Source organism: Gluconobacter sphaericus, from assembly GCF_016757795.1.
GTDB classification, from domain to species: Bacteria; Pseudomonadota; Alphaproteobacteria; order Acetobacterales; family Acetobacteraceae; genus Gluconobacter; species Gluconobacter sphaericus.
In genome coordinates, this window is the sequence record NZ_CP068419.1 from 194,958 (window position 1) to 215,789 (window position 20,832).

Sequence of the window (20,832 nt, forward strand, 5' to 3'; positions counted from 1 at the left end):
GAAGCGGGATTTGTGGGGATCTGGCCCTGAAGGGGCGAGATGACTAGAAATCCGGCCTCAAGCGCACTGGCGCAGGTGCCTGAAAGCCGACATCGTCGCGACGGACGAGATGCTCGACGTCGCGTAGCCGGAAAAGCGTTCGGCGTGGCCCGATCTTGTAGCGCTGCAGAACTCCAGCCGCGACATACCGATCAATTGTGGAGAGAGAGACGCAAAGCCATATCGCAGCCTCGCGACGGCTTATGAAAAAGTCACCCGAGGGACGACCTGGTAGTGTAGAATCCATGATACGCTCATCCAACCATGCCCCTTGCGGAGCTCACGATGACACCTGGTTCGTTGGTTTTCTGGGCGTTCAGGATTCTGCAAAATTGCTGCTTCGATCAGAAGCAGGCAATGCACTTCCCCTGTAAGAAGTCTTCTGTACTGCGGTGTCAACTAACTCAGGAACGTTAGCTGAACACGGGCGACGATTTCAAGATATTTCTGAGCAAGGTTTCGCGGATTGCTACTTCGGTTGCTGCCTCAGATTATCTTGATGCCTCTAGGAAAGACAGGATTTCAGTCAGCAGGTCGCATCGATAAATTTACAGGACGACGCATATCGCGTCCGGGCGCCGCACGATGATGCATTTTTTAAGATGGGACCCAAGGTGGGATGGATTTCGATAAATCAGATAACTCTCTGAAAAATCTGGGAATTTTTGATTTATCTGGCGGAGAGGGTGGGATTCGAACCCACGGTACCCGCGAAGGCACAACGGTTTTCGAGACCGCCCCAATCGACCACTCTGGCACCTCTCCGTACGGCCCCGCTTTTGCGCTGAACCTGATCGACGGAGGGGCTTATGACGGGGTTTTTCGGACATTGCAAGAGGGCCCGAGGATGTTCCTGGAGAAAGATACTCCGAAGAGGGTTTTTTCGCCGTTTCTGATTGACTGGAAGCCTTCGTATCTGTATCGACCGCGGCTGTTCCGTGTTCCAATTTTTATTGGGCAGCATGGAGCCAACGACAAAAAGCGACTGGGTCGCGCCAGACCGGGTCAACCCGACAGCAGCGACCACGAGATCGGAACAGAGAGAGTTTCCAGAATGTACGCAGTCATCCGCACCGGCGGCAAGCAGTATCGCGTTGCTCCCGAGAGTATCCTCAAGGTTGAGAAGCTCGAAGCCGAAGCCGGCAGCACCATCACCTTCACCGACGTCCTGATGGTTGGCGGCGAAGGCACCGTGACCGTTGGCGCACCGCTGGTTGCTGGCGCAACCGTGACGGCAACCGTCGTCGCACAGGATCGTCTGCCGAAGGTGATCATCTTCAAGAAGCGTCGCCGTCAGAACAGCCGCCGCAAGAACGGCCACCGCCAGCCGGTGACCGTCCTGCGCATCAACGCGATCAACGCGGCCTGATTGGCCAGACACTTTAGGTAAGGATAAACAGCCATGGCACAAAAAAAGGCAGGCGGTTCGAGCCGTAACGGACGCGACAGCGCAGGTCGCCGTCTGGGCGTGAAGAAGTTCGGTGGCGAAAGCGTCATCGCAGGCAACATCATCGTCCGTCAGCGCGGCACGAAGATGAAGGCTGGCGCCAATGTCGGTATCGGCCGCGACCACACGCTATTCGCTCTCGTGGACGGTCATGTGAAGTTCCAGCGCCGCGCAGAAGGCCGCGTCCACGTTTCCGTGGCATTGCCGGAAGCTGCTGAATAAGCAGCCCGCGTTTTCCAGCGCGAGCGAAAGGGGCCGGTCCTGTTCGGGACCGGCCTTTTTGCGTATAAAGCGCCCCTCACCTTTTCTTGCGGACAATACAATGAAGTTTCTCGACCAGGCCAAGATCTATGTGCGTTCCGGTGACGGTGGCGACGGCGTGATCGCATTTCGGCGCGAGAAATACATCGAATACGGTGGTCCAGATGGTGGTGATGGCGGTCGTGGTGGCGATATTCTTTTCCGCGCGGTTCCCGGTCTAAATACCCTGATCGACTTCCGCTACACGCAGCATTTCAAGGCCCGCAAGGGCGGCAATGGCGCAGGTTCCAACCGAACCGGTGCTGCTGCTACAAATGTCACCATTAATGTCCCCGTCGGAACGCAGATCTTCGATGAGGACCGCGAGACCCTGTTGGCCGATCTGGATGCCGAAGGCAAGGAAGTCCTTCTGTGCCGCGGCGGTGATGGGGGTCTTGGCAATACCCACTTCAAGAGCAGCACCAACCGTGCGCCACGTCGGGCCGACAAAGGCTGGCCGGGCGAAGAGCGCTGGGTGTGGCTGCGCCTCAAGCTGATTGCCGATATAGGTCTTGTAGGCCTTCCAAACGCGGGCAAATCCACGCTTCTTTCCGTCGCATCCCGTGCGCGACCGAAAATTGCAGATTATCCGTTCACGACCTTGCACCCGCAGCTTGGCGTGGTGCGCTTAAACAATACCGAAGAATTTGTGATCGCCGACATCCCCGGCCTGATAGAAGGCGCCAGCGAAGGCGCAGGCCTCGGGGACCGGTTCCTTGGCCATGTAGAGCGCTGTGCGACACTGCTGCACCTGATCGACGGTACGGAAAGCCAGGTCGTCAAGCACTGGCGCCTGATCCGCAAGGAACTTGAGGCCTATGATCCCGAGCTTGCCGCCAAGCCGGAAATCATTGTGCTTAACAAATGCGATTCCCTCACCCCAACCCAGCGTTCCGCCAAGAAGCGAGCTCTGGCAAAGGCTTCTGGCGCGGAAGTGATGATGCTTTCTGGCGCGACGCAGGAAGGCCTGCCCGAACTACTCCGGCTGCTGCAGGATCGCGTGACCGCTGCAAAAAGGAACAGTCAGGGATGACCGCTCCGGCTTCTGCTCCTCATCTGGCGCAGGCCCGCCGGATCGTCATCAAGATCGGGAGTGCGCTTCTGGTCGATTCCGCGAATGCAAGCCTCCGTCTTGAATGGCTGCAGAGCGTCTGTGCAGATATCGCCGACCTACGTGCCCGGGGCGCGGAAGTCATCGTCGTGTCCTCGGGCGCTATTTCCCTGGCACGACACCGCCTCGGCCTGACATCCCGTCGTCTGCGGCTGGACGAAAAGCAGGCCATGGCCAGTGTCGGCCAAATCGGGCTGGCACAAGGCTGGAGCGCTGCCCTCGCCGCCCACGATCTAGTCGCGGCCCAGCTTCTACTGACCCCGGACGATACAGAAAGCCGCGAGCGTCACCTCAACGCGCGCGCCACGCTCCAGACCCTGCTCGATCTGGGCTGCGTTCCCGTCATCAATGAAAACGACGCCATCGCGACCGGCGAAATCCGCTTCGGCGACAATGATCGGCTGGGGGCCCGCGTGGCCCAAATGACCGGAGCCGATTGCCTGGTCCTACTGTCCGACATCGACGGTCTCTATACGGCGGACCCACGACAGGATCCATCCGCGCGGCATATTCCCATTGTCGAACAGATGACGGACGAAATCATGGCTATGGGCGGCGAACCGCCGCCGGGTTATTCCTCTGGCGGAATGCGCACGAAACTCCTTGCGGCCCGGATTGCGACGCGCGCGGGTGCGAACATGGTGATCGCGGCCGGACAGGAGCACCACCCACTTCACAGACTGCAAAATAGCGGCCTATGCACATGGTTCATTGCGCAGACCGATGCCGGGTCAGCCCGCAAACGCTGGATCAGAGGAAGCCTTCAGCCCAAAGGTATACTCACGATCGATGCCGGCGCCCGCCGTGCCCTTGAGGAGGGCGCATCTCTCCTGCCAGCGGGCGTGACCGGTCTTGAGGGCAGCTTTGTGCGCGGTGATCTCGTGCTCATCCGTGATGCTGACGAAAGCATTATCGGGCACGGCCTGATCGCTTATGATTCCGAAGAGAGCCAGAAGCTGATCGGCCACCGGTCCGGCGAGATGGAGCAGCTTCTGGGATATCGCGGGCGTGATGCCCTGATCCATCGGGATGATCTGGCGCTCGATCTTCCCTGAGGGGGGCTCTGCGCGCCGTTAGTTAGTCTCTGGGCGGCCAACGGAGCTTGGGCTCCGAGCGGGGCCGGTAGGCATCTTCCTCGACGACCGGTTTGTTGCCCAGCATCCTGTCCATACTGCGGCCAAGAGGTTGGCGCCCCGTCGTCGAGGCACCCTTTTCCCATGGAGCCCGAGCCCAAGCGCGTTCGGAGACGTCGGAAATCCCTTCCCGCAAAGCGGATTGCGAGAACGGCCCGCGACGCGGCAGGGCTTCATCCCCCCCTACTTCCGGACTGTCCTCATAGGACGGCAGATCGGAACGTAGGCCATGCGCCGGCATGAAATAATCCTCATCCGGCAGAGTTGGAGCTGAATAAACCGCACGGGATTCAACAGCCGCAAGGTCCTGTCTGTCGGATCCGGCAGATAAGCTGTCAGGCCGTGTCGAAACAGCCAGCCGCATATTGAGCGCCCGCAGTTCTGCCCGCAGCTCCGCGATCTGAAACTCCAACTCCTGCAATCGCGGCTTAGTGCCGAAGACGGCGAAGGGCATGCAGAGCAGCGCCAGCACAAACAGGGCGGACACTACGACCAGGCACCCGAAGGCCCAGCCCGGCAACCATGAAAAATCAGACATCATAAGGAGGCCTGGTCCAGTCTGAAGGTGGCGCGTTCGGGTATCCGGAGACCGGAATTACATACCAAGGGCACGGCGATAGATATCGAGCAGGGTTTCCTGCTCCTCGATCTCGGCCGGCTCCTGCTTGCGCAGACGGATGATCTGCTTGATGACTTTTACGTCAAATCCGGCAGACTTGGCTTCGGAAAAAATATCCTTGATGTCCCCAGCCAGAGCCTTGCGCTCCTCTTCCAGACGCTCGACGCGCTCGATGATGGAGCGCAGACGGTCCGCAGCGATCCCGCCCGTGGCAGCGCCTTCGCTTTTGCTTTCTGCATCCATATCCGGTTTCCTTCCTGAGGCGTAAGTCTTGGCTGTATTTTCCGACGCTGTACGAAAACAGCATCCGCCGCGCGGCTTATCGTGATGAGGGCCGGACGGTCAACGGAATTATGTGCACATTTCATGAACGCGTGAAGATGACGACGCTTTCCTCCCGAGGACGTGCAGGCTCCGTCCCTTGACAGGAAGGGCCCTGACAGGGAACTAGACGGTGCCTGAAAAGGCCTGAACCCTAACCCTTTTTTTCCCGGTCTGCGGGTTCGAGAGGTCAGAGAGTCTTCCATGGAACATTTCCAGCAGGTCGAGCCTTTCGACTATGTCATCTTCGGCGCCACCGGCGATCTCACGATGCGCAAGCTGCTGCCCGCGCTCTATAACCGTCTTCGGATGGGCCAGATTCCGGATGATGCGCGCATCATCGGAGCCTCCCGGACCGAACTGGACCGGGAGGCCTATGTCGCGCGGGCCCGAGACGCCCTTAAGCGGTTTCTTCCCTCAGACATCCTAAGCCCTGAGCTGGTCGAGCGTTTCCTTGCCCTTCTCAATTACGTGCCCCTCGACAGCAGCCGCCAGAGTGAACAGTGGGATAGCCTGACTTCCCTCTTCACCAAGGCGCAGCCTGACCGGGTGCGGGTCTTTTATTTCGCAACCGCGCCGCAGCTTTACGGCAGCATCTGCGAAAACCTGCACCGATATGGGCTGATCACGGCCAATTCGCGGGTAGTGCTTGAAAAGCCTATCGGAACGGATATGGCGACCGCGACCGCCATCAATGACGGTGTGGGCCAGTATTTCCCAGAAAAGCAGATCTACCGGATCGATCATTATCTCGGGAAAGAGACGGTCCAGAACGTTCTCGCCCTGCGTTTTGCAAACCCGCTCATGAACGCCGCCTGGTCCGGCGAATACATTGAGAGCGTGCAGATCACGGCGGTCGAGACCGTGGGGGTCGAAAATCGAGCAGCCTATTACGATACCTCCGGTGCGCTTCGCGACATGATCCAGAACCACCTGCTTCAGGTGCTATGTCTGGTTGCGATGGAAGCCCCCGATTCCCTTGAGGCCGATGCCGTCCGCAACGCCAAGCTGGCCGTCCTGAAGGCCCTGCGCCCCATCACGGATGCCACAGCCGCCACCGAGACGGTGCGTGCGCAGTACACGGCAGGCATGGTCGATGGCAAGAATGTTCCGGGTTATCTTGAAGAACTCGGCAAGCCCAGCGCGACGGAAACCTATGCCGCCATCCGCGCCTGGGTGGACACGCCGCGCTGGAAGAAGGTGCCCTTCTACATCCGTACGGCCAAGCGTTCCGGCAAGAAGGTCAGCGAGATCGTCGTGACGTTCCGCCCGTCGGCGACCACCATGTTCGGCACCACCCCGGCCAGAAACAGGTTGGTGCTGCGCATCCAGCCCAACGAAGGCTTGGACCTGCGCCTGAACGTCAAGAACCCTGCACTGGATGTCTTCAACCTGCTGCCGGCGAATCTTGATACTTCCATCCGCATGGAAGGCGGCCTGCCCTTCCCGGATTCCTATGAACGGCTTCTTCTCGATGCCGTGCGAGGCGACCCGGTTCTGTTCATCCGCCGCGACGAAGTCGAGGCCGCATGGCACTGGGCGGAACCCATCCTTGAGGCCTGGAAGCATGACAAGACGCCCATGCAGACCTACAGTGCGGGTTCCTATGGGCCAGAACAGGCGACACAACTGCTCGCCAGTCATGGCGACACCTGGCATGAAGCGTCGGAGTAACCACATTTGAGTGACGATAAAAGCGCAACGCCCCGCCTGGGCCGCACTCCAGGCCGGGGCGCACGCCGACAGCCCCGCAGCTTCAAACAGCTCCTTTTGCGGCGGCTACTGGTCGTCATCCCAGCCTTTCTGCTGATGTTCATCGCAGTCCGGAGCGGCCTGCTGGACATGTCCTATGACAAGATCACGTTCAGCAAACTGAGTTGGTTCGATAACACGGCTCTGGTGGAGCATCTGCGCCTGGCAGTCGTGAGAGACAACCTGACGGACCTACCGCGCAACTGCCTCGTTTTCGTAGTCAACGGCAACGCGGCAGACAATACGCCGACGATGGATGTCCTGGGAAGGCACGGCAACGGCTGCCCCGGAACGAAACCTTCGGCCGACAAGCTGTTTAGCCTGAAGATCGACCGCTCCGAGCGAACCGTGCAGACAGATGCGGGAACGCCCGGCTCATTCCACGACCTGCCTCTTTAAGACACTTCAAAAAGGCGGAGCCTGTTAACAGGCTCCGCCTTTTTTCTGCGCGAAAACCGCCCGCAGGAACATTCCCCCTTCCCGCAATGCCTGACGACCATCTCTGAACAGCACGTAACCGTTCAGGAAACCATGAATCATGCGCGGAAAATTCTTCAGCCGAACTGACACACCTGCCTCATCGAGACACCGCGCATAGAGTTCTCCCTCTCCCCTGAGCGGATCAAAACCCGCGGTCACGATCATGGCCGGCGGAAGGCTCTGGAAATTATCCGTCAGGAGTGGCGAAAATGCCGGATCGAAAAGCTGTTCGGGGCTGCGCAACGTCTGGCCGCAATACCAGTACAGAAGTTCCACACTCAACATGTAACCCTCGGCATAGACCTGCCGTGAAGGCGGAACGAACGGCCCGCTCAGGGCCGGGTAATAAAGAAGTTGCGCGCTGAGCGGACGCAATCCCTCCTCCCGCACCCATTGCGTGAGCGCCGCAGATATATTCCCCCCTGCACTATCTCCCGCAACCGCAACCGGCACATCCTGTCCAACGGTCCGATAAATCCAGGCGAGCACGGCTTTGGCGTCCTCCAGTCCTGCCGGAAAGCGGTGCTCGGGAGCAAGGCGGTAATCCAGCGAAACCACCATCGCGCCGGACGCGGCCGCAAGACGGCAGCAGATCCCATGATGGGACACCAGGTCGCAATGAACGAATCCGCCACCATGCAGAAAGAGAACAATACCCCGGACCTTTCCACGCGGTCGGTAAAGGCGAGCAGTGCGGAAGCCATCGGCTCCAGGGACACGGATTTCACGCCATCGACGAATCCGCAGGGAAGATAAAGCCACAGGAAAACTCGGCCGCCCTGTGACACGCCGGATCTGCTTCAGGATTGGCGCGGCTGGTGGCGCGGCGGGAATGGGCGGGATCTCGTCCAGAGCGATCATACGCGGCGTAACACCACGTCTGCGACTCTGCCAGGCCAGCCAGGACAAGAAGATCCGTAATGTCAGGGTTGGGCGCATTTAACCATTATGCCGGGATCATACCCAAAAGTCTGCCCTTGACCCCGCAGGCATCCCGGAGCAGTGTCTGCGCCGCCAGACGGCTGGACGATCGCTGTGTATGCGATGAGGATCGCATACAGGGAGGAAAGTCCGGGCTCCATGGGAAGACGGTACCGGTTAATTGCCGGCGGGGGCGACCCCAGGGACAGTGCCACAGAAAACAGACCGCCCGCCGGACTGTGCCCCAAGCGTTCATTCGCATGGGAACATGTTGCGGGTAAGGGCGAAACGGTGCGGCAAGAGCGCACCGCATCTCCGGCAACGGCGATGGTCATGGTAAACCCTACCGGGAGCAAGACCGAATAGGAACGGCAGGTTTCCGCAAGGAGACCGGGGGTTTCTCGCCCCGTCGTTCGGGTTGGTTGCGTGAGGCCTGCAGCAATGCAGGTCCCAGAGGAATGATCGTCCCGCCTTAGGGCGGACAGAACCCGGCTTACAGGCCGTCTGGCACCCTTTGGAAAAAATCCGTTCTCTCTAGTAATTGTTCCTATCTCCTAAGAAGAACAAAACAGGAACAAATAACGGCAAGTATAGATCCGCCTGCGCGATTATCCCTGATAATTCCTAATAAAAAGCAAAAAATTTTGTCACATTTTAGATTTTGAAAATGTCGCAGTTTTCTGCGGTTTTCAGACGATATCTGTTTGACGTCCCATGAAATCCCATGATATCCCAGTAAAGACCAAGCCAAATAACCAGAAACCGCATGACCGGTTCTGACGCAGGAAGGAGGCACATCATTTATGAGCATGTTCCTCGGCACGCATCAGAACCGTTTCGATGCCAAAGGTCGTGTTTCCATTCCCGCATCTTTCCGCGCCGCCCTGAAATCACAGGCACAGCCGGGAGATCCACTGGTCATCCTTCGGCCGTCTCATCTCCATCCCTGCGTCGAAGGCTGGACGGTCGGCGCTTTCGCATCCCTTGCGACACCGCTCGACGAGTACGACCCCTTTTCGGAAGATCATGAAGATCTGGCCGCCAGCCTATATGCGGACGCCTATCCGCTGGACAGCGACAGGGAAGGCCGCATCATTCTTCCCGAAAACCTGCGCACCCACGCAGCCCTGATCGACGAAGTCTCTTTCATGGGACTTGGTCGCACATTCCAGATCTGGAACCCCGAAGCAGCAGCAGAGCGGCGTCAAGCTGCCCGCAGCCGCGCCCGAACCCTCGCAACCAGCCGCCGCTCCGCCGGCGCACCTGTCACCGGCAACACAGCGGGAGCAACGGAATGAACGCGATCACCCTGGTCCATTCCGGTCACGTTCCGGTCATGCTGCACGAGGTTCTCGAAGCGCTCTCCCCACGCGCTGGCGGACGCTATCTGGACGGCACGTTCGGTGGCGGCGGCTATGCCCGCGCTATCCTGAATGCAGCAGACTGCACGCTCGATGCCATCGACCGCGACCCGGCCGCCATTGAGCGCGGAAACGCCATGGCCATTCAGGCCAACGGGCGACTGCGAATGCATCAGGGTACGTTCGGCGAGATGGAAACCCTGGTTAGGGCAGAAGGTCCGTTCGACGGCATCGTGCTGGATCTGGGCGTCTCATCCTTCCAGATCGATCAGGCCGAGCGAGGTTTTTCGTTCCGCAATGACGGCCCGCTGGACATGCGGATGGGCTCGGATGGCCCCTCGGCGGCGGATCTGGTCAATACGTACAAGGAAGCCGAGCTCGCGGACATCCTTTACCGCTACGGCGAGGAAAAGCTTTCCCGCCGCATTGCACGCGCCATCGTGGCCGCCCGCACCGAGGCCCCGATCACGACGACCGGCCAACTCGCGCACATCATCCGCTGCTGTGTTCCCCGCGATCGCGCCAATATCGATCCAGCCACCCGCAGCTTTCAGGGGTTACGGATTGCCGTAAACGACGAGCTTGGCGAACTGGAGCGGGCTCTGGAAGCCGCACCGCGTCTTCTGGCTCCCGGCGGAATTTTCGTGGTCGTAACATTCCATTCTTTGGAAGATCGCCTGGCGAAACGTGCCATGGCCGTTCTTGCAGGCCGTACGGGGAATCCTTCCCGTTACGAACCGGCGCCACTCCGCCAGGAAGCACCAGCCTTTTCCCTTCTTTATTCCCGTCCCCTCTCCGCCACGGATGAGGAATCCCGGGAAAACCCCCGCGCCCGCAGTGCCCGCCTGCGCGCATTGGTTCGCAACCCCGCCCCCACGATGCCCGTCTCAGGAATGCCATCATGATCCGGCCCTTCACCGTCGCCTGCGCTGTCCTCGCCGCAGGATCTGGTCTGTTTCTCTATACCAAGAAGCATGAGACCACGGTTCTGGACCAGAAAATCACCAAGATCGTGCAGGAAACACAACGCGTGCGCGGCCAGACCGCCATGCTACGCACGGAATGGGCCCTGCTGAATCAGCCGGACCGCCTAAAAACCCTAGCGGCCCGCTTTGTTCCCGCCCTGCATCCAATGGAGCCGGACCAGTTCATCCGTATGGCCTCGCTCGAAGAACGCCTTCCTGCTCCGGGCTCGAAGGCGCAACCGGTCGATCCGCGAGAGGAACTGCATGAGGTCGTGAACCGCGCTGCCGAAGCCGCTCACCTGCCCCTGCCCACTCCGCAGTCTGTTGTCGTGCATGCTCCTGCCCCCACGCCGACTCCGCGTCCGGTGGCTGTAGCCATGGCGTCGCATCCCGCCGCGACACCGAAGCTGGCCGCCGTCCCTGTGCATATCTCCCATGCTCGAAGCGCGGATATGCAGATCGCGTCTGCTACGCAGCACACGGTTTCGGCGCCGCTACACGCTCATGCCGACAGCACACCCAGCGTCCGGCTGGTCAACTATCGTGAAAGCCATCCTGCTCCGCTCATGGTTGCAGCATGGCACCCCCAGACCGTGCATGTCAGCCACAACGCAACCTCGACCCGTCTGGCCGAAGAACGCCCCCGCATGCGTCACACACAACTTTCCGCTCTGGGCAATGCGAATGACGCATTGCCCGCGCCGGTGCCGTTGGCTAACTGAAAGCCTTCTCATCGTTAACCGCTCGTTCAGTATTTTCGGATAGCTTAGGGCGAGCCCTTCAACAGGACGCACCCCCGCACGATGCCCCAGGACGTGCCACCTTCTTCCGGTTCACAGCGCCCCGACCGTCCGGATGTGCCGTCAGGGCGTTTCCGGCAGGATCGCACGCCGCGGGGGTTCCGCAGGCTGAATCTTGACCAAATGCACGGACGTCTGCTCGGCGTCGGGATGGGGTTTCTCGCGATTTATGGCGCCGTGGCGCTCAAGGCAACCGTTGCCACCGTCCTGATGCCGATGGAGCCGGAAAAGCGTCAGATCGCACCTCAGGTTCCGGAAATCCCCAAGAGTGATCCGCGCGGGGAAATGTCGGGGGATTTCGTCCTGCCCACCGTCAAGCGCGCGACCATTACCGACCGAACGGGTCAGGCTTTGGCGCTCTCGTTGCCTGTCGCACAGGTCTATGCCAATCCGATGGAGCTGATTGATCCGGCTGATGCCGCCGACAAGCTCCGCAAGATCCTGCCGCAGCTCAACCGGGACGAAACGATCCGGCGCCTATCGCTGAAAAAGCAGTTCGTCTATCTGGCGCGAGACATTTCACCCGTTCAAGAAATTGCCATCAATAATCTGGGTATTCCGGGCATTTATTTCGAAGCAGGCGAACGCCGCCATTATCCGCTAGGCCGCACGGCCGCGCAGATCATGGGCAGCGTCGATATCGACGATCACGGTATTGCAGGCGTGGAACGGTATTTTGACAAGCGCCTGAACTCTGACCGCACACCTTTGCGCCTGTCGCTGGACGTGCGCGTGCAGACTGTGGCGCATGACGAACTTCAGGCCGCAAAGGACGAGTTCTCAGCTATTGGCGCGAGCGCCATCGTCATGGACGTCCGCACGGGCGAAATTCTGGCCATGGTTAGCCTGCCCGATTACGACGCCAATGATTTCGGTCACGCCCCTAATGATGCCCGCTTCAACCGCGCCGTCACCGGCATGTATGAACCCGGCTCGACGTTCAAACTTCAAACAGCAGCGATGGGCCTGCAACTCGGAATCATCCATCTGTGGGACCGCTTCTCGACCATACCCATCAAGGTCGGTCGCTTCACCATCCGCGACATGAAAACCGACCATTTCGCCCCATGGCTCTCCCTACCCGGTGTTCTGGCGTTCTCGTCCAATCCGGCAGCAGCGCATATAGCGCTTGATGTCGGCGCAACGCGTCAGCAGGACTGGCTACGGAACATGGGCTTTTTCAATCGTGTTCCGGTCGAACTGCCCGAAGCTGGTCGCCCGCTCGTTCCTGCATCACGCAACTGGGGCATTTCCACGGTCATGACGGTCGGGTTTGGTCACGGTGTTGCCGAACCGCCGTTGGCCATCGTGCGCGGCACGGCGGCAACCGTAAACGGCGGTATCCTGCTCAAGCCAACTCTCGTGGCACGCGATACCGAGGACGACAGCAAGCCAGCACCGGACGCCGATGCGGCCCAAGTCCGGCCTGTAGCGTATCGGCCGGGTGCGGATAGCGACGAGATCGGTGCCGAAACGCCTGTCGGTACACGTGTCCTGTCAGAGCAGACCTCAGTGCTCCTACGTAAACTGCTGCGCCTCGACGTTACAATGGGCAGCGGCAAGTCCGCCGAAGTGCCGGGCTATTATGTCGGCGGCAAGACCGGCACGGCAGAAAAAATCGGCGCGCATGGCGGCTATCTGAAACACGTGAACGTCTCAGCCTTCACCAGCGTGTTCCCGATGAACAACCCGCATTACGCCGTCTATGTGATGCTCGACAGTCCGCAGGGCACGGCCGCGACGCATGGCTGGACAACGGCTGCCTGGAACGCCGCACCGACCGTCAAGAAAATCATCTCGCGTGTCGGCCCGATCCTGAACCAGTTCCCAGATCTGGCGAACAAGGGTGCGATCGACGCGTCTCTGGCCATTCCGATGAACCCACCCGTTCCCCCCGGATACCGCGCCCTTGGCCCCGGCAACGATCCGGGCGATCCGCGCAATCAGGCTCGCACCTCCAAGCTCCTGCCCTCCAGAATACAGCACTGAACCGTTTGATGCGCCTCTCCCAGCTCTTCGCCCTTTGTAACACGTCGCAATCCCTGGCAGACGACCCTGAAATTCTGACCGTAACCGCCGACAGCCGCCGAGCCGGGCCGGGGACGCTCTTCTTTGCCTTACGCGGCGCGAAACAGGACGGAAGCGCCTTCATCCCGCAGGCCGTCTCGAGGGGGGGCGCAGCAGTAATCGTGGATCAGGGAACCGCGCCCCCGAATAGCGCAGTTCCTGTGATCGTACGGCCCGATGCCAAGCATCTACTCGCCTGCATGGCGTCCGCGCTTGCCGGTCCGCCCCCCTCCTGTATCGCGGCGATCACGGGTACGAACGGTAAAAGTAGCACGGCCGATTTCCTTCGCCAGCTCTGGATACTTCAGGGCAATCGAGCGGCAAGCCTTGGGACTCTGGGTCTCATTTCCGATACGGATGTCTCTGCTCCCCCCAGCCTGACGACGCCGGACCCCGTATCTCTGTCTCAGACCCTGGCCGCGCTGGCCCGCAACGGCGTAGAGCATGTCGCCCTCGAGGCTTCCTCGCATGGACTAGAACAGCACCGACTGGATGGTGTAGCGTTGACAGCAGCTGGCTTCTCCAATCTGACGCGCGACCATCTCGATTATCATCTGACGCTGGAAGCCTATCGCGCGGCAAAATTGCGCCTATTTGACGAAGTGCTTCCCCTGGAGGGTATCGCGGCAGTCAATGCAGACATGGACGGCGAGACGTTTGCGGCTCTTCAGAACATTGCAGCCCACCGAAACCTGAAACTCCGCAGAGTCGGGCGTAATGGCACTGCACTACGGCTGATCGAAGCCCGTCCCACGCCGGCAGGTCAGATTTTGCGTCTCGCCCTATACGGCGAGGAACTGCCGGAAATTCCCCTTTCTCTACCAGGCCGCTTTCAAGCCGACAACGTGATGCTGGCGGCTGCCATGTGCTGGGAAGATGAAACCGACGCTCGGCAGGTTGTGGCCCTTTTGCCTCGCCTGACAGGCGTTCACGGACGGTGTGAGCGGGCTGCTGCATTGCCCAATGGGGCTGCCGCCTATGTCGATTATGCTCACACCCCCGATGCCCTCGAATGCGTTTTGTCCAGCCTACGTCCGCATACGGCAGGACGTCTGGTCGTGGTCTTCGGTGCGGGCGGCGACCGTGACCGCGGCAAACGCCCGCTCATGGGGGCAGTTGCCGCGCGGATGGCAGATCTGGCGATTGTGACGGACGATAACCCCCGCACGGAAGAGCCCGCCTCCATCCGCTCCGAAATCCTCACGGCCTGCCCGGATGCGCTTGAAATTGCGGATCGCCGCAGCGCCATCGCAGCAGGTTTAGAGGCTCTGATGCCCGGCGATATTCTTGTCGTGGCCGGCAAGGGACATGAGCAGGGTCAGATCGTCGGTACAGAAATCCTGCCCTTCGATGACCGTCTCGTTATTCGTGAACTGGCAGGTGCAGCATGAGCGTTCTGTGGAACAGTGCGGACCTTCAGGCCGCGACAGGCGGAACACTGAATGCCGATGTTCAGGTCACCGGCATCTCGATCGACACCCGAACACTAGCCCCGGGGGACCTGTTCATCGCCCTGCGTGGCGAGACGAGCGACGGCCATACCCATGTGCGGCAGGCTTTGGACAAGGGTGCGGCCTGCGCGCTCGTGCATGACACGGCGGGTCTGGACGATCCGCGCCTTCTGATCGTTCCTGACACCATGACTGCCCTGGTGGATCTGGGCCGTTATGCGCGCGCGCGTTTTCACGGAAAAGTCGTTGCCATCACCGGAAGTGTCGGCAAGACGACAACCAAGGACATGTTAAAAGTCGCGCTGGCCGCCATCGGCCCGACGCACGCCGCCGTCGCCTCCTACAACAATCACTGGGGCGTGCCTCTAACACTGGCCCGACTGCCGCAGGACGCCCGGTTCTGCATCAGCGAAATCGGCATGAACCACGTCGGAGAAATTGCCCCCCTCGCCACTCAGGTCCGACCCAATGTTGCGATCATCACCACGATCGGCACGGCACATCTCGGCCATATGGGCAGCATCGAGGCAATTGCCCGGGAAAAATCCGACCTGCTCGGCGCACTTACGGACAAGGGGATCGCTATTGTCCCTGACGATGCAGCCGGTCAGGAGCACTTCCAGGCAACACTTCCTGGAGGATGTACCCTGTGGCGTTCGGGCTGCTCCGAGACGGCAGAACTTCGAATTAAAAATCTACACTGCTCGGCAGAAGGCAGCCATTTTATGCTGCATCTGCCATCTGGAATCCAGAGCGTGACGCTGACGGCACCGGGAGAGCATCTCGCCCGCAATGCGGCCCTAGCCCTCGGCGCGGTTGTAGCTCTGGGTGAAGACATCGCCGTCCCGGCCAGCTCGCTGCAGAACTTCGTGCCAGGGGCCGGACGCGGACAGATACGCACGATCCTGAACGACGTGCGCCTTCTGGACGAAAGCTATAACGCCTCTACGCCTAGCGTCCGCGCTGCTCTGGCGACCCTCGCGCTGCTCCCAGCCCAGCGACACATTGCGGCCCTCGGAGACATCCGCGAACTCGGCATCTTCGCCGATGCCGAACACCGCTCTCTGGCAGACGCTGTTCAGGCCGCCAAAACCATAACCTTCTGCTGCGGCCCCCATATGCGCGCGCTTTATAACGCGCTTCCGTCCGAGCTTCAGGGAGGATACGCCGCCGATGCCGCCTCTTTGGCACCTCTCCTGCTCAAAGCCCTTCACCCTGGTGATCTCCTGCTCGTGAAAGGTAGCTTCGGCAGCCGGATGCGTGACGTGATCTCAGCCCTCGACAACGCTTCCAGCCCGGTTTCTGTCTGATGCTTTTCAATCTCATCGCCGCCCATGACACGTCCCATGGCGGGTTCTTCAACCTGTTCCATTACCTGACGTTCCGTTCGGGCTGCGCCTGCCTGACAGCGCTGGTCATCTCGTTGGAACTGGGCAATCCGTTCATCGCTCAGCTCAAGCGCATCCAGCGCGAAGGCCAGCCAATTCGCACTGTCGGCCCCGAGCGGCATATTCTGGAAAAGGCTGGCACGCCCACGATGGGCGGCATGCTGATCCTGATCGCGCTGTTCTCCGCCACACTGCTCTGGGCCGATCTGACAAATGGCTTCGTATGGGCAGTCATGCTGACGACGGCCGCCTTCGGGGCGGTCGGCTTTGCCGATGACTACCTGAAGCTCTCCAAACGCAACACGACCGGCGTCTCCAAGCGCACCCGGCTCGGCTGCGAGTTCCTGGCATCGCTGATCGCCGGCATCTGGCTCCAGTCCCTGACACCGCCAGAACTGCGCAACATGGTGGCCTTTCCGTTCATCAAGGATGTGCTTCTTCCGCTAGGTTACGCTTTTCCGATCTTTGCGATGATCACCATCACAGGCTTCGGTAACGCTGTGAACTTCACGGATGGTCTTGACGGTCTGGCCATCGTCCCGGTCGTAATCGCAGCACTGGTCTTCGCTTTGATTTCCTATCTGGTCGGCAACCACGTCTTCGCCGACTACCTACAGCTCCATCCGGTTCCAGGTACGGGTGAACTCGCAGTCTTCTGCGCAGCATTGATCGGCGCAGGCCTCGGATTTCTGTGGTTCAACGCCCCACCGGCCGCCGTCTTCATGGGCGATACTGGCTCCCTCTCGCTCGGCGGCGCTCTCGGAGCCGTGGCGGTCGCCACTAAACATGAACTCGTGCTATGCATCGTGGGGGGGGTTTTCGTAGCTGAAACCCTATCGGTTGTTATTCAGATTTTCTGGTTCAAACGGACCGGACGGCGCGTGTTCCTGATGGCGCCGTTGCACCACCACTTCGAGAAAAAAGGCTGGCAGGAACCAAAAATCGTGATCCGGTTCTGGATCGTCTCCATCGTGCTGGGCCTGTGCGGCCTGGCGACGCTGAAACTGCGATGAGCGGCTTTCCGCCCAACCTCCTCGCAGGCGAGCGCTATGCAGTCTGCGGCCTGGGTCGCAATGGCGCAGCCGTTGTGCAGGCGCTACTCGGGATGGGCGCACAGGTACAGGCCTGGGATGATCACAATGCCGATCTTCCCGCGCAGCCGAACCTGACAGTCGCCCCCCTGACCGACCTGTCCGGCATGACGGCCCTCATCCTGTCCCCAGGCATTCCCCATCTGCTGCCCAAAGCCCATCCCGTCGCAGACCTTGCCCGGGAACAAGGGGTTCAGATTTTGTCCGATGCCGAGATCCTGTATCGAGCCGCTCGCAAATCCGGCTCGCAAGCCGCGTTTGTCGCCGTCACGGGAACAAACGGAAAATCGACGACGACGGCTCTAATCGCCCATCTTTTCACAACGGCCGGACGCCCCTGTGCGGCAGGTGGTAACCTCGGCACGGCATCACTGGCATTGCCGCTTCTGCCCGATAATGGCGTCTACGTCATCGAAATGTCTTCCTACATGCTCGAACGGCTGGATCACTTCCACGCAAACGCTGCCTGTCTGCTGAACCTGACCCCCGACCATCTGGACCGTCACGGCGACATGGCAGGCTATGCCGCTGCCAAGGCCCATATCTTCGACAATATGAGCACGGACGATCTGGCCGTGATCGGCATAGATGATGAGTGGTGCCGCGCTATTGCCTCACAAGTCGCATCGCGCGGCGTACAGGTCATTGAACTGGACGCAGATGCCCTTCCTTCTTACGACGGACCTGCCCTTCCTGGACGGCACAATGCCCAAAATGTCGGCGCGGCCCTAGCCATTGCACGCCATCTCGGCCTCGACGATACGACAATCCGGACGGGTCTAAAATCCTTCCCCGGCCTGGAGCATCGCCTACAGAAAGTCGCGGAATGCGACGGCGTCTCTTTCATCAATGATAGCAAGGCCACGAATGCCGAGGCCGTATCCAAGGCTCTCGCCGCCTATGATAAAGTCATGTGGATTGCAGGCGGCGTAGCAAAGGCCGGTGGTATTGAAAGTCTCGCGCCCTTTTTCGATCACATCGCACAGGCCTTTCTGATTGGACAGGACGCGGATGTTCTCGGCACCACGCTGAAAAGGCATGGCATGCCCTTCCAGCAGTGCGGAACACTGGAAAAGGCTGTTTCAGCCGCCTTCCAAGCCGCTCTTGACGCAGATATTCCCGTCGTCCTGCTGTCACCCGCCTGTGCAAGTTTTGATCAATTTCGCAGTTTCGAGGATCGAGGTTCACACTTCCTTAAAATTTGCGATAATATTGTGAAATCAGGTCATTCGGGCACCAACCCCACGCAGAAACAGGAGGATTGACGCCATGTCGGGACTGTCCCGTGTCGATACTTCTGCAGTTGCCCGCTGGTGGCGTAACCTGGACCGTGTGACTCTGGCCTGTGTCGGCCTGCTGATCGGCCTGGGCTATGTGCTGATGCTGGCAGCCAGTCCTGCGGTGGCCTCACGTATCGGCGCCTCGCGCAACATGTTCATTCTCAAGCAGGTGATCTTTTTGGCACTCGCTGGAGCGATCGTGCTTGGAACGTCCTACCTGTCCCGACAAACCATCAAGAAACTCGCGATTATCGGCGGCATCATAGCGCTCGGCGCCACGGCCATGACGCTGGTGCACGGCATGGAAATCAAGGGCGCGCGCCGCTGGATTGCGCTGCCAATGATGTCGGTCCAGCCCTCGGAATTCCTCAAGCCCTGTTTTGCGGTCGTGACCGGTTGGCTACTCTCGGCGCGCCGTTCCGTCGTGATGTGGGGTAATATCGCCTTCCCTGGCATGCTAATTGCCTTCCTGTGCTTCGGGATTATTCTGCTCCTGCTAAAATCCCAGCCCGACATCGGAATGCTGTCCGTCATCACGATGGTCTTCATGACCCAACTTTTCGTGGATGGTCTCAAGCTCTACTGGGTCGGCCTCTGCGTCGCCGGTATGGCGGGAGCCTTTGCAGTCGCCTATATCGTTTTTCCACACGTGCAGTCCCGAGTGCAGCGCTTCCTGCATCCTGATGTCGGTGACCACTACCAAATCGATACCGCGCTGCGGGCGTTCGGAAATGGTGGCCTGCTGGGTCGCGGACCCGGCGAAGGCCGCGTGAAGGATCTGCTGCCCGATGCCCATGCCGATTTCGTCTTTGCGGTCGCTGGAGAGGAATACGGCCTGATCCTGTGCATCGGCATCATCCTGCTGTTCGGAATTATCGTTCTGCGCACACTGCTCAAGCTGATGCATGAGGATGATCCGTTCGTCATCGTGTCCGCCGCCGGACTGGTGACGGGATTTGGACTTCAGGCCTTCGTCAACATGGGTTCGACATTGCATCTGATCCCGACAAAGGGCATGACCCTGCCCTTCATTTCCTATGGCGGCAGTTCGGCAATGTCGGTAGCCCTGACCATGGGTATGGTTCTGGCCCTAACACGTCATCATGTCGGTCAGAGCCGGATTGGTCAGAGAACCTCTACGCCCTATGGCCAGGGACCACTGTTTGAGAGGAATACGCCGTGAGCCGCCCCATCGTTATCGCCGCCGGTGGCACGGGCGGACATTTCTTCCCGGCCGAAGCCGTTGCAACCGTACTTGCGGAACGGGGTCACGACCTTGTCCTAATGACGGATGCCCGGCATGGACGCCGCGAGATTGGCCTGTTCAAAGACCGTCCGCAATATGTGCTGGACGGCGCGGGTGTTGCTGGCAAGGGGCTCGGTGGGAAACTCCGTGGCGTATTGGCCCTACTGCGCGGCATGATAGAAGCCCGCCGTATCCTCGCTTCGCTTGATGCCGCGGCGGTTGTTGGTTTCGGCGGCTATCCGTCCATCCCGCCTCTGACTGCGTCACGCCTTCTGTCTTCCGCAAAGCGCCCGCAGATGGTCATCCATGAAGGCAACGCCGTGCTCGGGCAGGCTAACGCCTTCCTGTCTCGCTTTTCTCCCCTGATCGCTACATCCTACGTGAAAGTCGCCGGTCTTCCTGAAAATGCCCGGACAACCCTGACCGGCATGCCCGTCCGTGAAGGCATCGAGGCGCTTTTCGGTCATGTCTATGCTCAGCCCGAAGACAGGATTAACCTTCTGGTCTGGGGTGGCTCTCTGGGCGCACGCGTGTTCTCTGATATCGTGCCACAGGCGCTGGCCGCCCTTCCCGAAGAATTCCGCAAACGCCTGAAAGTCACACAGCAGATCAAAGCCGATGATCTGGAGCCTGTCCGCGCTATCTACGAAAATGCGGGGATCGAGGTTGAAGCAGCCCCCTTCTTCACGGATGTTCCGGCCTGCCTAAAAAACGCCCATCTCGTGATCGGTCGCGCAGGAGGCTCTTCGGTTGCGGAACTGGCCATGGCCAGTCTGCCATCAATTCTGGTGCCGTTGCCCATTGCAGCCTCCGATGAACAGGGCGCGAATGGTCAGGCACTCGTCGATGCCGGTGCGGCCTGGATGATCCGACAGCCCGATTTCAGGCCCGCAGCCCTGACGGCTCTGCTGACAGACCTGTTTTCCCGTCCTGAAAAGCTCGAAAATGCAGCAAAAGCCGCTCATCTGTGTGCGCGCCCTCATGCTGCCGCAAAAGTCGCTGATCTGATTGAATCCGCCCTGCGGTCCTGATTCCTATTTTTTGTTCCTGCCCAAGAGTA

The 20,832-nt window shown here is 60.0% G+C and carries 20 protein-coding genes, 1 tRNA gene and 1 other RNA gene; 17 read left to right on the plus strand and 5 right to left on the minus strand.

Going from position 1 to position 20,832, the window contains the following annotated elements; all coding sequences use genetic code 11:
• Positions 1 to 43 precede the first annotated feature (43 nt).
• Positions 44 to 286 carry a helix-turn-helix transcriptional regulator gene (locus IGS75_RS00875; RefSeq protein WP_202257297.1) on the minus strand — a complete coding sequence of 81 codons (243 nt, stop codon included), beginning with the start codon at positions 284 to 286 and terminating at the stop codon, positions 44 to 46.
• A gap of 428 nt (positions 287 to 714) precedes the next feature.
• Positions 715 to 804: transfer RNA gene (locus IGS75_RS00880), tRNA-Ser, on the minus strand.
• A 289-nt stretch (positions 805 to 1,093) separates the two neighbouring features.
• Here IGS75_RS00880 and rplU point away from each other — a divergent pair.
• From rplU to proB, 4 genes are all read left to right on the plus strand, one after another.
• Positions 1,094 to 1,408 carry a 50S ribosomal protein L21 gene (gene rplU / locus IGS75_RS00885; protein ID WP_062494728.1) on the plus strand — a complete coding sequence of 105 codons (315 nt, stop codon included), beginning with the start codon at positions 1,094 to 1,096 and terminating at the stop codon, positions 1,406 to 1,408.
• Positions 1,409 to 1,441: 33 nt separating this feature from the next.
• On the plus strand, positions 1,442 to 1,708 hold the full coding sequence (gene rpmA / locus IGS75_RS00890; RefSeq protein WP_008851550.1) for a 50S ribosomal protein L27: 267 nt from the start codon (positions 1,442 to 1,444) through the stop codon (positions 1,706 to 1,708).
• A gap of 100 nt (positions 1,709 to 1,808) precedes the next feature.
• Positions 1,809 to 2,819, plus strand: coding sequence for a GTPase ObgE (gene obgE / locus IGS75_RS00895; RefSeq protein WP_141353936.1), 1,011 nt, complete (start codon positions 1,809 to 1,811; stop codon positions 2,817 to 2,819).
• Positions 2,816 to 3,952, plus strand: coding sequence for a glutamate 5-kinase (gene proB, locus IGS75_RS00900; RefSeq protein WP_141353938.1), 1,137 nt, complete (start codon positions 2,816 to 2,818; stop codon positions 3,950 to 3,952). Before obgE ends, proB begins: the two co-directional genes overlap by 4 nt.
• A gap of 22 nt (positions 3,953 to 3,974) precedes the next feature.
• Here the strand turns inward: proB and IGS75_RS00905 are convergent, their stop codons facing one another.
• Together IGS75_RS00905 and IGS75_RS00910 are read right to left on the minus strand one after the other, a co-directional pair.
• Complete coding sequence (locus IGS75_RS00905) at positions 3,975 to 4,571, minus strand: hypothetical protein (protein WP_202257299.1); 597 nt, start codon at positions 4,569 to 4,571, stop codon at positions 3,975 to 3,977.
• Between the two features lie 54 nt (positions 4,572 to 4,625).
• Entirely contained in the window at positions 4,626 to 4,892 is a 267-nt protein-coding gene (locus IGS75_RS00910) for a DUF2312 domain-containing protein (RefSeq protein WP_011251740.1), read from the minus strand.
• A 282-nt stretch (positions 4,893 to 5,174) separates the two neighbouring features.
• On the opposite strand from IGS75_RS00910, the gene zwf reads away from it, so the two are divergent.
• Entirely contained in the window at positions 5,175 to 6,644 is a 1,470-nt protein-coding gene (zwf, locus tag IGS75_RS00915) for a glucose-6-phosphate dehydrogenase (protein WP_202257301.1), read from the plus strand.
• A gap of 6 nt (positions 6,645 to 6,650) precedes the next feature.
• On the plus strand, positions 6,651 to 7,121 hold the full coding sequence (locus IGS75_RS00920) for a hypothetical protein (protein WP_174787599.1): 471 nt from the start codon (positions 6,651 to 6,653) through the stop codon (positions 7,119 to 7,121).
• A 24-nt stretch (positions 7,122 to 7,145) separates the two neighbouring features.
• Here IGS75_RS00920 and IGS75_RS00925 read toward each other — a convergent pair whose 3' ends face one another.
• The gene (locus IGS75_RS00925; RefSeq protein ID WP_141353942.1) at positions 7,146 to 8,141 is read right to left on the minus strand and encodes an alpha/beta hydrolase; all 996 of its coding nucleotides are present in this window, start codon (positions 8,139 to 8,141) and stop codon (positions 7,146 to 7,148) included.
• A gap of 75 nt (positions 8,142 to 8,216) precedes the next feature.
• Between IGS75_RS00925 and rnpB the strand changes: the two genes are divergently transcribed.
• The 11 genes from rnpB to murG all read left to right on the plus strand — a co-directional run bounded on the left by rnpB (position 8,217) and on the right by murG (position 20,803).
• An RNA gene (gene rnpB / locus IGS75_RS00930) (RNase P RNA component class A) lies at positions 8,217 to 8,635 on the plus strand.
• A 291-nt stretch (positions 8,636 to 8,926) separates the two neighbouring features.
• Positions 8,927 to 9,421: a division/cell wall cluster transcriptional repressor MraZ gene (gene mraZ / locus IGS75_RS00935; RefSeq protein ID WP_141353944.1), complete on the plus strand. Its 495-nt coding sequence runs from the start codon at positions 8,927 to 8,929 to the stop codon at positions 9,419 to 9,421.
• Positions 9,418 to 10,389 carry a 16S rRNA (cytosine(1402)-N(4))-methyltransferase RsmH gene (gene rsmH / locus IGS75_RS00940; RefSeq protein ID WP_141353946.1) on the plus strand — a complete coding sequence of 324 codons (972 nt, stop codon included), beginning with the start codon at positions 9,418 to 9,420 and terminating at the stop codon, positions 10,387 to 10,389. Before mraZ ends, rsmH begins: the two co-directional genes overlap by 4 nt.
• Positions 10,386 to 11,171: a cell division protein FtsL gene (gene ftsL / locus IGS75_RS00945; RefSeq protein ID WP_202257302.1), complete on the plus strand. Its 786-nt coding sequence runs from the start codon at positions 10,386 to 10,388 to the stop codon at positions 11,169 to 11,171. The genes rsmH and ftsL overlap by 4 nt, the downstream gene beginning before the upstream one ends.
• An 81-nt stretch (positions 11,172 to 11,252) precedes the next feature.
• Positions 11,253 to 13,238 (plus strand): peptidoglycan D,D-transpeptidase FtsI family protein, encoded by a 1,986-nt coding sequence (locus IGS75_RS00950; RefSeq protein WP_202257303.1) that lies wholly within the window; start codon positions 11,253 to 11,255, stop codon positions 13,236 to 13,238.
• A gap of 8 nt (positions 13,239 to 13,246) precedes the next feature.
• A complete protein-coding gene (locus IGS75_RS00955) occupies positions 13,247 to 14,707 on the plus strand; it encodes a UDP-N-acetylmuramoyl-L-alanyl-D-glutamate--2,6-diaminopimelate ligase (protein ID WP_202257304.1) in 1,461 nt (486 codons plus the stop codon).
• Positions 14,704 to 16,077 (plus strand): UDP-N-acetylmuramoyl-tripeptide--D-alanyl-D-alanine ligase, encoded by a 1,374-nt coding sequence (locus tag IGS75_RS00960; protein ID WP_202257305.1) that lies wholly within the window; start codon positions 14,704 to 14,706, stop codon positions 16,075 to 16,077. The genes IGS75_RS00955 and IGS75_RS00960 overlap by 4 nt, the downstream gene beginning before the upstream one ends.
• Positions 16,077 to 17,168, plus strand: a complete 1,092-nt coding sequence (gene mraY / locus IGS75_RS00965; RefSeq protein WP_202257306.1) for a phospho-N-acetylmuramoyl-pentapeptide-transferase — start codon at positions 16,077 to 16,079, stop codon at positions 17,166 to 17,168. Before IGS75_RS00960 ends, mraY begins: the two co-directional genes overlap by 1 nt.
• Complete coding sequence (gene murD, locus IGS75_RS00970; protein ID WP_202257307.1) at positions 17,165 to 18,511, plus strand: UDP-N-acetylmuramoyl-L-alanine--D-glutamate ligase; 1,347 nt, start codon at positions 17,165 to 17,167, stop codon at positions 18,509 to 18,511. Before mraY ends, murD begins: the two co-directional genes overlap by 4 nt.
• A 4-nt stretch (positions 18,512 to 18,515) precedes the next feature.
• Positions 18,516 to 19,709, plus strand: a complete 1,194-nt coding sequence (locus tag IGS75_RS00975) for an FtsW/RodA/SpoVE family cell cycle protein (protein ID WP_141353960.1) — start codon at positions 18,516 to 18,518, stop codon at positions 19,707 to 19,709.
• Complete coding sequence (gene murG / locus IGS75_RS00980; protein ID WP_202257308.1) at positions 19,706 to 20,803, plus strand: undecaprenyldiphospho-muramoylpentapeptide beta-N-acetylglucosaminyltransferase; 1,098 nt, start codon at positions 19,706 to 19,708, stop codon at positions 20,801 to 20,803. Before IGS75_RS00975 ends, murG begins: the two co-directional genes overlap by 4 nt.
• Positions 20,804 to 20,832 lie beyond the last annotated feature (29 nt).